General features: G+C 69.3%; 2 protein-coding genes (1 of these 2 running past the window's edge). Both read right to left on the bottom strand.

The window, feature by feature from the left end; all coding sequences use genetic code 11:
- Positions 1–10: 10 nt before the first annotated feature.
- Positions 11–1,834, bottom strand: a complete 1,824-nt coding sequence (locus tag C2U31_RS09475) for an HlyD family secretion protein (protein ID WP_103272615.1) — start codon at positions 1,832–1,834, stop codon at positions 11–13.
- Positions 1,827–14,268 carry the 3' portion of a DUF4347 domain-containing protein gene (locus C2U31_RS09470; protein ID WP_103272614.1) on the bottom strand. 19,442 nt of this gene lie beyond the right edge of the window, so the window shows 12,442 of its 31,884 coding nt (coding positions 19,443–31,884); the start codon falls outside the window, past its right edge; it ends in the stop codon at positions 1,827–1,829. Before C2U31_RS09470 ends, C2U31_RS09475 begins: the two co-directional genes overlap by 8 nt.

Below are 14,268 nucleotides of genomic sequence, written 5' to 3'. Positions count from 1 at the left end.
GTTCCGCTTCCTACCCGAACCAGGCCCACCACTTCAGGCGCAGCCAGTCCATGAAGCCGTGGGTCCAGATCCAGGCGTAGCGGCGCTCGCCGATGTCGATGCGCCCCACGCCCTCCATGCCCGGGCGCAGCGTGGCGCTCTCGCCCGGCGTCAGGCTGGCCTCCAGGCGGAACACCGTCTTGCCTTCCTGGACCTGGGCCAGCGGCACGATGCGCGTGACCGTGAAGGGGATCTGCCGGTCGGGCATGGCGGCCAGCGCCACCCTGCCGGTCTGCCCCACCGCCACGTCGTCGATCTGGCGATCCTCCACGTCCAGCCACAGGCGGTAGCCGTCCAGCGGCGAGAGCTTGAACAGCTCCTGACCGCGCTTGACCGCCTCGCCCAGCTGCTGGCTCAGGTCGCCGCTGACCAGCACGCCGTCGAACGGCGCGCGCAGGCTGGAACGCTGGATCTGCTGCCGGTAGAACTGGATCTGGGCCATGGCCTGGCGCGCCTGCGCCTGGGCGATGGCGGCGGCGGCGCTGTCGCCGCGCGCCATGGCCTCCTCGCCCTGGCGGCGGTACTGCACCTCCAGGTTGCCGGCGCGCAGCAGCTCCAGCTCGGTCTCGCGGGTATCCAGCACGGCCAGCACATCGCCCTGCCTGACCTCGTCGCCGGCGCGGCGGGTGGCCTCGGCGATATAGCCCTCGAACGGCGCCGCGACCACGCGCTGCACCACGCCCTGCACGGTGGCGAACGCGCCGACGCGATAGGGCCCGTGGGCCAGCGCGGCGAACAGCGCCAGCGCCGCCACCGCCAGCACCAGCAGCTTGCGGCCGATGTAGCGCGCGCCGAACAAGCGGCCCGCTTCGCGCAGCAGCGCGTCGCGGCCCTTGCGCCACAGGGGCCGTTCCTGGCGCAGCCGCTGGTACAGCACCCGGCCCGCCAGCAGCGCCACGCTCTGGCACAGCTCGATGTCCTGGCGGTCGAAACCGCGCCCGTCCGGCCGCTCGAACAGCAAGGCGCCGCGCGCCTCGGCGTCGGGCGCGAAGGGCACGGTCAGCACGTGGCGGTTGCCGAACTCGCGCGCCAGCTTGTGGTGGGCGCGCAGCTGGATGGTGCGGCCCTCGTCCTGGGGCAGGCAGAGCGTGGTGTTCTGGTCCACGGCCTCGTCCATGGCCTCGGCCACCGCCTGCACCAGGTTCATGTTCTGCACCAGGCGGCTGCTGTGCGACAGCGCCTGCACCTTGATGCGCCCGTCCTGGCGAAAGCCGATGCTCACGCGGTCGCATTCCAGGCGGGTCGCCAGGTCGGTCACCAGCGTCAGCGCCACGTCCTTGAAGCGGCCCTCCTTCAAGGCGCGCGCGACGCTGTTGACGACGTACATCAGCCGCTCGATGGTCAGCGCGCTGTCGTTGCGCTCGCCCTGCAGCAGCCAGGCCTCCAGCACGCCCGCGCCCCAGCGCAGGGCCTGCACCACGGGCTCGGGCGGCTGCGGCGCGGTCTCGAAGGCGGCCACGCCATGCAGGCGGCCGCCCAGCACGATGGGATAGGCCACGGTCAGGGCGCGGCCGTCGGCGGCCACGGCCGTCTCGCGGCCCTGCAGGCAATCATCCACCAGGTTGTAGAAACCCGGCCCGGGACGGCTGCCGGCGGGCGTGGCGGCCGCCACCTCGAACGGCCCGGTGTCCGGCTCGCCCAGGATCAGCGCGCCATGGCGCAGGTCCGCGAGCTGGCTGGCCTGCAGGGCCACCCAGGCTTGCAAGAACGCCTGCCGGTCGGCGCTGGAAGACAGCGCCGACCACCAGGCCAGGTCCGCGCGCTTCACCTGCGCGGCGACGATCGGATCATTCATCCTCGCTCAGGGCCTGCGCCTCCTCCAGCGGCATGTCCTGGCGGATCATGCGCACACCGGTCTTGCGACGGGCCTTGTTCTCCCATGTATTGGTTTTGGAATTGAACACCACCGAGCCGGTCGCGCCCAGCGCGCCGGACAGGCCCAGCACGCCCACGCCGGCCGCCAGGGCCGCGCGCTCGTCAGGCGCCCGATCCGGCGCGGCGGACGGCTGGAGCGCCGCCTCGCCGGCGGACGCCCGCGGACGCGGATCCTGCTCCTGCCCGTCGGCCTGCCGCCCTTGCTGCTGCTCCTCCTGATCCTGTTCCTGATGCGCGCCGTCCCCCGGCGCTTCCGTCCCGGCCGGGCCGGACAGCGCCATGCTTCGGCCCGCGTCCGACGCGTCCGCGCCACCACGCATGCTGACTACGCCAGGCGCGGCATCGCCGGCAGCATAGATCGAAATGCCGCCGTCGTGGCGTTCGATGACGATATCCGGACGCTCCGGCGCCACGCTGACGCGGCCACCATCCTGCGCGGCGTGGCCGGCGGACAGGAAGGCCACGCTGCGTTGCGTCCAGGCGCGTTCGAAAACCGGATGCGGCGCATGCCCCAGCGTGCCGGGCCAGGAATACAGCGCTTCCAGCGAGCGGGTGATCAGGTCGGGCGAGTTGCCGCCCGGGCCGAATCGCGTCAGGTTGACGACGCGGCTGCCCGACAGATCGAAGTAGATGGCCGCGAAATCGCCCACCATCACGTCCTTGGAGAAGCTGCCCCGGAACATGTCGGAACCGCTGCCGCCCAGCATGAAATTGCCGCCGGTGCCCGCCAGCAGGATGTCGTTGCCGCCGTAGGCGATGTCCAGCGTCTCGGCGACGCTGAAGCGATCGTTGACGAAGGTCACCCTGCCGTTGTCGCCGAACATGACGTTGGATCCGGCGCCGCTTTCCAGCACGTCGTTGCCGACGCCGCCGATCATCACGCCTTCGCCATTGTTGTAGAGCGAATTGTTGCCGCCCTGCGATGGGAAGGTGGAAGCGAAGGACAGGATGCGCCCCGCCGCCGTGTACAGCGCCTGCGCCGCGTTGCCGGCCATCAGGTTGAAGCCGCCGGCCGCCCGGATGCTGTCGTCGCCCATGCCGCCGAACAGCACGTTGCGCCCGCTGCCGACCGAGATGGCATTGCGGCCCGCCGTCGGCACATTGATGGTTTCCAGCGCGAGCAGGCCGGCGCCCGCCAGGTAACGGGCCTCGCCGCCCGGCGCGGCGGGATCGATGAAATCACCCCGATCGCGCAGGTAGTTGACCGGCGTCACCGTCACGATGCGGCCGAAGTTGGCGAACACGATGTTGTTGCCGTCGCCCGCGGTGATGGTGTTGCCGCCGACGGCCAGCCGGTCCGCCGCCGCGCCCACCGCCTGTCCGGCGGCCTGATCCGGACTCAGCACCAGCGTCAGCGCGTACAGCGAACGCAGGTCCGGCGAGCTGCGCATGTCCATGGGCGTCCCCAGGTCGATGTTCAGGCCGGCATTGCCGAACACGATGTTGTTGCCCTGGCCGGCATGGATCGTGTTGTTGCCGCCGCCGCCGGCGATCAGGTCGTTGCCCGAGCCGCCGTAGATCAGGTCGTCGCCGGCGCCGCCGTACAGGATCACGCCCTGGGTCGCCCCGCGCGCGTCCAGCACATTGTTGCCCGCCCTGCCGAAGGCCAGCGCCTGGCCCGCCACCCGGTGGCCGGGCGTGGCGGTGTAGTAGCGGTCGTCCTGGCTGGTGGAGCCGAACAGCAGCACCGGCCGGCTGGCGCCGCCCACGGTATCTCCCTGGACCACCAGCGTGTTGTTGCCGCCGCCGCCCTGCCCCAGGGTCACGGTGCCCACGGGCGCATGGCGCACGGTGTAGGTATCGTCGCCCTGACCCAGCATGGTGTTGACCGACTGCACGCCGTGGAAGACGATGCCGCGGTCATAGCCATGGATGCCGGCTTCGCTGGCCTGGAAGATGCTGCCCGCCGCCACGCCCACGCCCGGCGTCATGCCCAGTCCGGTGATGCGGCCGAAGTCGCCCGCCTGCGGGTTGTTATACAGCCTGCCCAGGCCGCTCAGCTGCGCGGCCATGTCCTGCATGCCCACCTGGCCGGTGAGCGAGCCGTCGTCGAACAGGCGGATGCGGTTGTTGGCCGCGGCCGTCGGCGCCTGGCCGGTATTGCGCGCGCCCAGCGGCGCGTCGGTCTCGCCGGGCAGGCCCACGCCGGCGCGCAGCGCGCCGTCGTAGTCCGGCTTGTCCAGCGCGCCGCCCTCGATCAGCAGGCTGCCCTGGATGCCGGACACGTCGTGCGGCTGGTCGGGATAGTTGGCATAGCTCACGCCCGTGACCGGATCCACGACGATCGTTGGCTGGTCGGTGGCGCGCGGCGCGCGCACCTTGCCCGGATCGTTGGGCGGTCCGGCGTGACCCGGATCGGCCACCGGCACGACGATGGATGGCAGGGCCACATCGTGCATGCCGGGCAGCGTGGTGAACAGCGTGGCCGACAGCCGCAGGTCGCGGCCGGCCAGGCTCACCGGCGGCAGGCCGATGCCCGGGCCGTCCTCCAGCTTGACCAGCACCTGCCGGGTCGTATCCCAGCCCTGCCCGCCGACGCCATTGGCGTCGAACGCCAGCACCACGCTTTCATGCCAGGTCTGACCGCCGTCGGTCGACAGCAGCAGGCCACGGCCCTGCAGGCCCTGGCGCACGGCCGCCAGCCCATCGCCGGCGGACAGGCCCGTGCCTTGCGTCAGCGAGCCGTAGAGCGCGGACGCCAGCATGGCGCTGGTCAGCGACACATAAGCCTGGCCGCTGGCCGGACGCGGCAGGATGCCCATGTCCAGGCTCACCGACAACGCCAACGGCGCGCCGCCGCTGCCGTTCAGCGCGCCCGGCTGGGCGGTGACGACGACGGGCTGCTTGCCGTCCAGCACGCCGCGCGAGCCGTCGCGGCCGCTGACGATGGTATTGCCCGCCGCATCGCCCGACAGGTCGAAGGTATTGCTGCCGCTGCCGCCGATCAGGGTGGTGATCACGTTGCTGCGCGTGGACAGCACATAGATGTGGTCGTTGCCCTCGCGCGCGTCCAGGTTCACCCTCTGGATATTCTGGTAGCGGGTGTTCAGCCCGGCGCCGCGCAGCCCTTCCTGCGTCAGCACGAAGGCATCATCCTCCTCCGTGCCCAGCGTGGTGTAGGTGTTCACGCCCGCGCCGCCGTCGATGGACAGTTCGCCGTTGACCACATAGCCGCGCGCGCCGCCGGCCTGCGCCTGATCCTGCTTGAAGGCGTAGACCATGAAGGCGTCGTCGCGCTTGCCGCCATGCAGCGCCAGCGGCGCGGCATTGCTGTAGACGCGGAACACGTTGACGCTGTTCTCGGCGCCGTAGATCGTCATGCCATGGCTGTTGCCGCGCGACAGATAGCCCTGCGTGGTGCGCACGGTATCAATCCCGTCGCCCGCCGCCACGCTCGGCGGCAGCCGGTCCAGCCCGTACAGCTGGCCGATCTGGAACTCGTTGCGCTTGGCCGGATCGCTGCCGAGGCCGCCGTCGATGACGACCTGCGTGCCGGTGTCGTCAATATAGAAACGGTTGCCGCCGTCCACCGCGTTCAGGCGCAGCCCGCCCGTGCTGGTGCGGTCATAGTTCACGCGCTGCACCGCGTCGGCGTAGCCCGCGCCCTGCGGCGTCAGCTTGGCCAGATAGCCGGCGCGCAGCAGGAAGGTCTCGTCCTGCGCGGTGCCATTGATGGTCAGCTGATTGACGCCCGCCAGGTTCTCGCGGCCCTGGCCGTCGGAATGATGGACATCGATCAGCACGGAGGTCAGCGTCTCGGCCAGATTGACGATGACGCGGTTGGAGCCCGCGCCGCCGTCGACGTCGACGCGATCGACCTGGCCGGGAACGGTCTGCCGGCTGCTCAGCGACGGCAGCTGGTCCAGCACGATGAGGTCGTTGCCCGCTCCCCCGGAAATCGACACGCCGCCCGCCAGCGCCCGCGCCGACAGATAGATGTAATCGTCGCCATCGCCGCCCAGCACCGTCGCGCCGGCTGCCAGCAGGATCCGGGACATCCAGATCTTGTCGTCGCCGGCGCCGGATTCGACGTGCAAACGGCCCAGGAAGTCCGCCATCGACAGGCTGACGAGATCCTGGCCCTTGCCGGTCAGGATCGTCGTCGCGCCATGCTGCACGGTCTCGGACAGCAACGCGCGGTTGTCGCCGTCGCCGGCGTCGATCCGCAGCATGCCCTGGCCGATTGTCCGCGTCAGCGTGATCTGGTCGGCATCCCTGCCGGTGATGATGGACGTATCGCCGCCCATCCTGACCGTGTCCAGCGCGACGACATTGCCGCCGTCGCCAGCGTCGATCGTCAGGTCGCCGGTCAGGCCGCTGTTCACCAGCGCGATCTGGTCCGCATCCTTGCCGGTCGTGACGGACGTATCGCCGCCCACCGTCGTGGTGTCCAGCTTGACGACGTTGCCGCCGTCGCCGGCATCGATCGTCAGGCCGCCGGCCAGGCCGCTGTTGACCAGCGTGATCTGATCTACGTCCTTGCCGCTCGTGATGCGCGTGTCGCCGCCCACCGTCACCGTCTCCAGCTTGACGACGTTGCCGCCGTCGCCGGCGTCGATCGTCAGGCCGCCGGTCAGGCCGCTGTTGACCAGCGTGATCTGATCCGCGTCCTTGCCGGTCGTGATGCGTGTAGCGCCGCCCACCGTCGTGGTATCCAGCCTGACGACATTGCCGCCGTCGCCGGCGTCGATCGTCAGACCGCCGGTCAGACCGCTGTTGACCAGCGTGATCTGGTCCGCGTCCTTGCCGCTCGTGATGGACGTGTCGCCGCCGACCGTCGCCGTGTCCAGCGTGACGACATTGCCGCCGTCGCCGGTCAAGATGGACAATCCGCCGCCGACGCGCGTGCCGATCACGGATACCGTGTCGTTGCCCGCGCCCGTCTCGATGCGCACGCCGCCCGAGGTTTCGGTCGACTGCAGCACCACGCGGTCATCACCGTCCTGCGTGGACACCGTCAGCAGCTGCTGCGCGATCAGGCGCGCGCGGATCTCGATATCGTCCTGGCCGGACCCGCCCAGGATCCGCATCGTGTTGCCCTGGGTCAGCAAGCCGTTGCCGTCCAGCGCGCCGCCAGCGTCGGCGGTCGCCCCGAAGCGGACGGTGTTGGCGCCGGTCTCGCTGCCGTGGATGACGATTTCCGGCGCCAGCAGGCGGCCGTCTATCGTGATGGCCGAGGCCTTGCCGTAGGCGCCGCGGTCATCGCGGTCCACGCGCAGGTTCATGCGCTGTCCGGCCGAGATCAGGCCGCCGGGCTGACCATTGGACGGAGCGGCGACATACAGGTTGTTGCCGGCCAGCAGGCTCGCCACGCCCACGGCGCTGAGCGCCGAGCCGGCCGCCACATGAATGTCCCCGCCCACGCCAGCCGCGCTGGAACGCGCCGCCAGCCAGACGTTGCGCGCCTCGATCCGGCCCACGTTGAGCGCCAGCGTCTGCGTGGCGCCCTGCGCATCGTCAGCCTGGGCCACCTGCGCCAGCGCGACGTCGCCGCCGGCCGTGGCGTTGAGCGTGGCCTGCGGCCCGATGGCCGCCACGATCAGCGCGTCGTTGACCGCCGCGCCGGCGGCGTCGGATTGGCCGTAGCCGCCGACCGAGCCGGCCGCCGTGAAATACAGGCTGCCGCCGATGACGACCGGATCGGCGCGGCCGGCGGACAGGCCCGGATGCGCGGTCTTGTCGTTGACGATACTGGCCTGGCTGCTCAGGCGGATCTCGTCGCGGTTGCGCGATTCCACGTGCGCCAGCGCCAGGTCATGCGCGCCCAGCTGGCTGATCGCCACGGCCCCCTGGGCCAGCGCGATCAGATAGCCGGACAGATCGGTCAACAGCGGCTGCGCCGCCACGCCGATGCCGCCGGACAGGGTGCCCAGCCAGGCATTGCGCGCGGTCAGCGCGGCCTGGCCCGGCGCCGTGCCGTTCAGGATGTCTTCCAGCGCGTAGATCCGCGCGTCGCCGCGCAGGCCATTGCCGTCCGCCACCGTCACGCCGCCCAGCCGCAGGCCATGCAGGCCATAGACGTTCAGGCTGGTTCCGGCCTGCGCCTTCAGCACGGCCTGACTATCGCTGGCCGACAGATTGACCAGCACGGGCGACCCGTCCGCCGACAGGTCCGCGCCCAGCTGGCCGACGGACTGCCCCGCGATCAGGACCACCTCCCGCGCATAGCCCAGCGCCGCAAGCGCCTGCGCGCTCAGTTCGCTGAGCGTGACGTTGGCGTATTGGCGCTGGCCCGCCGCCGTGGCGTTCAGGATCGACTGCCCCGCCTGCAGCGTGACGTTGCCGGCGGCGATCACCTGGCCCACGCGCAGGTTGGCGTCGGCCTGGTAGCTGGAGCCGGCCTGGGCCGTGCCCTTGGTATTGGCCAGCACCAGGTTCAGGTCGACGCCGCCCTGCTGCGCCACCCGCGCCACGCCGCCCGCCTCGACATAGAGCGCATGGCCCGCGCCCAGATTGAGTTGCAGCGCCTTGGCGCCGTCGTACTGGTAGATGCCGTTGGCGTCGCGGGTGCCCCCCACGATGTCGCGATTGGCGACCAGGCTGACCTGGCCCTGGCTCTCCAGCGTGCCCGCGTCGGTGCCGATGATGGAACCGCCCTGGGCGCTGACCGTGATGGTGATGCCCTTGGCGGCATGGATGTCGCCCAGGCGGATGCTGCCCTTGGGCGAGTCCAGGCCCACCGTGGTGTCGCTATAGGCCGACACCACGCCGTCGACCGCCTGCACCGCCAGCGAGCGGGTCAGGTTGATGGTGAGATAGCGCGGATCGCGCATGTCGCCCACCAGCGCGCCCGTCTTCAGCTGCTGCGCGCTGGCGCCGTCCTGCGCCACGAATGGCACGTCGACGGCCTTCCAGACCGGGTCCAGGAAGCCGCTGCCGATGTCCACCACCTGCAGGCCGGCGGTCCGGGCCGCGGCGATGTTCGCCTGCAGCTGCGCCAGCTGTCCGCCGGTCGCGCCTTCCAGCATCCGGCTGTTGTAGACGAAGACCTCGCGGCTGTTCTCGAACAGGCCGAAGCGGTCGGCGAACAGGAATTGCAGTTCGGTGCCCGCCGCCAGCCTGGCGCCGAGCTGCAGCGCGGCATCGTTCGAGAACATGGGATTGACCGCCCGCCACAGGCTGGCGTCGGTGAAGTCCACGTGGGCGCGGTCCAGCGAGACCGTGCCGGCGGGCCCGATATAGCGGTACAGCGTGTGATAGACGCCCGCCAGGTTGGCGGCATTGGCGCGCGACAGGATGGCCTTGTCGGCCTCCGGCAGCGCGTCGAAGATGTTGGCGCGCTGGTCGCCGCTGATCGTGCTCAGGTCGGGCAGCTTCAGCGTGTATTCGCCCAGCTGCGCGCCGATCGAGCCCTGCCCCGAGGTGCGCAGCGTAATGCCCTGCCCCGCCTTCACATTCAGGAAGCGATCCGCCGGCGGCACGCCTTCGGACTGGCTGTCGATATCGAAGACCTTTTCGTTGATGGTGGCGGACACCGGATACAGCAGGTTGTTCTCGATATTGCGCAGCGTCGCCGCCGAGAAGTAGAAGAAGTACCCGGTCCGGTAGCTGCTGCCGTACAACGCGATCTCGTCGGCCGTCTGCGCCGGCGCGTCGGTCTTCTGGACATAGTTGCGCACATAGGCCTGCGCGCTCGCCAGGTCAGCGGCCTTGAAGTCCACCGTGACAGCCTTGCCCATGCCGGGATACAGGGCCAGCAGGGCATCGTTCTGGCCCGCGCCCGTCTGGTAGAGCATGGCGTCGGCCAGCGTGGCCGCCAGGCGGATGCTGCCGTCGGCGCCGACGATGGCGTAGTACGCGGTGTCGGCCCGCAGTCCGCCGACCGCGTCGCGGAAGTAGATCTCGTCGCCGGTCGCCAGCGCGCGCAAGCCGCCCTTGCCGTCATCCACGATGAACATGTTGGCGAGCTTGAAGCTGCCGTCGGCCAGCCCCGTCAGCGCCGAAGACGCGCCCACGGTCGAGGTCAGGCGCTCGCGCCAATAGTTGTGGTACTCGGCCGTCTGCGCCAGTTCCTTGTTCACGGCGTAGTCATAGACCACCTGGTTGCGCACCGACTTCACCAGGTCCTGGACGCCCGCCAGGTTCAGGCTGGACGGCAGGTGATTGGGGTCGTAGGCCTGGTTCTTGAACTGCTCGTGCAGGGCCTGCATCTGCGCGCTCAGGCTCGCCGGATCCGCCATGGCCTGGGCCTGGAACAGATGCGTGCTGACCGTGAACATGCCGCGCAGATTGGCAGCGGCGAATCCCGTCAGCAACTGCGGCATGATGCCCGCGTCGGTGAACAGCGATTTAATCAGGGCCTGCCCGTCCGGCGTCTGCCTGAGCTGCTCGAACTGCTGGTACAGCATGGCCTGTTCCTTGGACGCGAACAGGCGAACGCGGTTGCCGCTCTCGACCAGCACGTAGTAGGCCACGTTGTTCTGCAGGCTGATGGTCTTGCCATCCTTGGCCAGCGCGTCGTTCAGGTAGACCCGGTCGTAGTTCTGCAGATTGCGGTAGCCGGTCACGTTGCCGGCGGCATCGAGCACCGGCACGATGTCGGTCTTGGTCAGGGTGATGACGTCGTCCGTGGCGACGGACGCGCCGCTGGCCGAGGCGTCCAGCAGCCTGACCGAGATGGCGCCGGGCGTGGCGCCCACGGCCTTCAGGATCTGCTCCAGCGTCAGCGCCTCGCCATTGGGCAGGAAGGCGTTGTCCGCCGTGTCGGCCAGCGTCACCACGCGGCCGTTCACGCTCTTGATGTAGTAGACCAGCGTCTGGCTGGAGCCGGCGAAGCTCAGCTCCACGCGCTGGCCGCGCGTCAGCGCGTCGTTGCCGGCCAGCGTCAGCGAGGCCGCGCCCTTGGCGGCCAGCGACTGCTGCGCGAAACCGGAATCGACCAGCCGGATGCCCGCGTTGACCACCATGCCGCCCAGATCGATCGGCTTCTGGCTCCAGTTCGGATCATTGGTGTCCAGATTGCGGTAGGCGTACAGCGCCTTGAGCTGCGATTCCTCGGCGTAGACATCGCCGGCGAACACGATCCGGCCCTTGAGCCAGGCGCTGTCCGGGCTCTGGGCCGTCAGCGGATTGCCGAACTCGTCCACCACGGATACGATCTTGAGCTTGCCGTTGTCGTAGACGCCCAGCTGATGGCCCGTGCGCGTCGTGCCGTCGTTGGTCATGAACAGGTCCAGGCCGGTCAGCGAAATGTTCTGGCCGCTGGCGAGCAGGGACTTGATCGCGTTGAGCATCTGGATGCGCGCGCCGTCGCTCAGGTTGGACGCGCTCAGGTCCCAGCTGAAGCCGTTGCCCAGGCTCACATAGTTGCCATACCTGGCCGCGCCGCCCGTTGTCGTCTCGGTGTACTGGTAGAAGGTGAGGTTCTGATTGCCCCACCAGCCCCAGGCCGAGCGGCTGTCCACCGCGAGCGAGCCCTGCATGAGCGCGGTCGCGCCCAGGCCGCGCCGGATCGCATAGGCGATCTCGCCCTTGTTGTCGCCCTTGCCCAGGCCCGTCAGGCCGAAGGTCAGTTCGGACGGCAGCTGCTGGGCGACGACGGTGTCGCTGCCGTCGCGCACGTAGTAGTGCTTCAGCGTGACGGTATCGTCCAGCACCAGCGACAGATAGTTGTCCGGGTGGTAGATGCCCATGGACACCGAACCGTCCGCGCGCTTCAGGTCGAAGGACTGGATCCGGCGCGTGACCTCGACGCCGTCGATGGTCAGCTTGATCTCGCTGCCCACCAGGCCATTGGCCGGGTCGTTGAGCCAGGCGACGTATTCCTGCACCGACGAGACAGTGGCCGGAATCTGCCAGCCGAGGGCAGCACCGGCCAGCGCGATGGTATTGCTGGTGACGCTGCGCTGGATCACCGAGCCGGCCTTGCCCAGCGCGGTGTTGGTCAGCAGGTCGTACAGCGAACCCGGGCCGGTCGGGATCTTGGCCGAGGGATGGGCGGTGTTGTAGGCGTTGATCGCCGCGATGACCGCATTCGTGATGTCGCTGTCGCCAGCCGGCGGGTTCTTGACCTGCGTTCCGTTGGCCGGCACCCCGGGCCGCGCGGCCTGGACCTTGTCGGCGTAGTTCTCGCCGCCATACTCGCCGCTGCCGCCGCCCAGCACCACATTGAGCGACACGTGGCCGTTGGTCGACGCGGAGATGCCCACATAGGGCGTCTTCAGCGTGATCAGCACCGTGTCGAAGTCCTGCGATCCCCAGTACCCGCCATTCTTCATGACCGGCAGGATCAGGTCGATCAGCAGCTTCTGGCCGCCGATCTCGACATAGGTGTACTTGCGCAGCGCGGCCAGCACGTCGGCGCCATTGCCGCTGGCGGCCAGCTGGTTCAGCTGCGCCTGCGTGAACGTCATCTGCAGGACGCCGGACCCCAGGGTCGACGCGGGCAACGTCGCCGGCAGGGTGAAGCGGATCGGCAGGTTGGCGTTGGACGTGTCGGTGGCGCCGGCCAGGCCATAGGCCGGGCCGAACAGCACGCCCTGGCTGCCGGCGGTGTAGCCGAGCGAGGCCATCGACACCGGCGCGGCAAACAGGCCGGTCGCCGAATCGTAGACCGAGAACTGGAAGCGGTAGTTCAGGCCGTCGTTCGACACCGCGATCAGCTTGCCCAGGATTTCCTGGCGCGCGTTGCCGTTCAGGCTGTTGTTGTACGCCAGGCGCACCAGGCGCCCGCCGTCCACCGCCGCCTTCAGCAGGACCTCGTAGTCGCCGGCGCGCTCGAAAGCCACGGCCAGGTAGCGCCCATCGCCTTCGAGCTGGGTGCTCAGGAAGGTCCCGGCGCCGCCCAGCGTGATGCTGGCCACCTGCAATGCCCGCACGCCCGACCAATAGCCTTCGTACCGCGCGATCTGCGCGTTCAGATCCGCCAGGATCCTGGCCGTGACCGTGGGATAGGCCTTCTCGGTCGCGGTGCGGGTATCGGCCTTCTCGCCGTCCAGCAGCGAGCCGCCGTTGAGCGTGATGCTGACACTGCCCAGCTGCGAGTACACCGAGGCCTGCGGATTGACCCAGTTCACCGGCTTGACCAGCACCAGGTCGGCGTTGGCCACGTTCTGCGCGATGTAAATGCTCTTGTCGGCGCCGGCCACGCCGCCGGCCAGTCCGGCCTGGGCCGCGAAGCCCTGGCGCGCATGGATGGACAGCGCCTTGGCGGCCGAGCCGATGGCGCCATAGCCGGCGTTCAGCTCGACGCGATTGCCCAGCACCACGGTGTCGTTGCCGGCCGAGGCGTGCGCGTAGATGCCGTTGAGCGCCTCGATATAGACGGTCCCGGCCGACGAGGCCACCTTCTGCAGCATGGCCCGGGAGCTGGTGCCGCCCTCGGAGAAATATGTCAGCCGGATATCGTTGCGCGCCTCGGCCCGGGTATAGCCCGCCGAACCCATGACGTTCAACTGGATGGAACCGCCCAGCGCGTAGGCCTCGACATTCACCGAGGCGGTGCCCGGCTGGATCTGCCCATTGGGATCGCGCGCCAGGATGCCGACCTCGCCGCGAGTCGTGATGGACGTCGACTTCGACGACGACACGGCCTCGATGCGCACGGTCTTGCCATTGCCGACGATCACGTTGCCGCCCAGCGTCACGTCGCCGTTGCTGCGGATATAGACCGCGTTCGGCTGCGAGCTGGAGCCCAGGAACGTCAGGTTGATGTCCTGCGAGGCCGGCACGTAGAAGGTATAAAGCTCCTGCTGCTTCTTCTCGACCACCTGCGTCAGCGTGGTGGTCTTGGTGCGCAGCCAGCCGCCGCCGCTGGAATGCGGCCCGTCGTTGCGCACGATGACGCTGGTGTTGTACTTGCGGTAGGTGACGACGAAGTCGGAACTCTCCAGCTGCTGGCCGCCCACCGTCACCACGCTGAAGCGGCCCAGGCCCGGGATGTAGATCGGCCCGTTCGGGTCCGCCCGCAGCTCCTGCTTGCCGCTGCCTTCCACGTAGTTCGGCAGGACCACGTCTTTCAGCTTGCCGCTGGCCGCGAGCTGGTCCCGCAGCACGCCAGGCACGGAAGATTCACTGGTATAGGCCACCACGGTCGACACCAGCACCGGGCGCGACTGCGCATAGGTGACGTAGGGGCCCTTCTTGGTGGTGTTCTTGTTGGTCAGCCAGCCCAGCGGATCGACGCCGTCGCCGATCAGGTTGAGCTGCTTGGTGACGTAGGTGGTCGTGGTCGTTTCGCTGGATTCCCAGCCCATGACCCAGACCATCACCTGGCCTTGGGCCGGCTTGTAGGTCGTGGTCAGCTGGCCGCCCAGGTTCCCCACCACGGCGCTGGAGCCGGCCGTGTTGCCCGGGCCACTGCCGTTGTCGTAGACCCAGACCCAGCCCGGCTGCCCCACGCCGGCGTTCGTCACC

Origin of the sequence: Achromobacter sp. AONIH1 (genome assembly GCF_002902905.1) — a bacterium.
Taxonomy (GTDB): domain Bacteria; phylum Pseudomonadota; class Gammaproteobacteria; order Burkholderiales; family Burkholderiaceae_B; genus Achromobacter.
The sequence above is the reverse complement of the archived record's forward strand: the minus strand, read 5'-3'. Positions and strand labels throughout refer to the sequence as shown.

What these genes read in the sequence shown, in the direction of transcription:
- C2U31_RS09475 (WP_103272615.1), bottom strand. Translation starts at nt 1,834, where the DNA reads ATGAATGATCCGATCGTCGCCGCGCAGGTGAAGCGCGCGGACCTGGCC.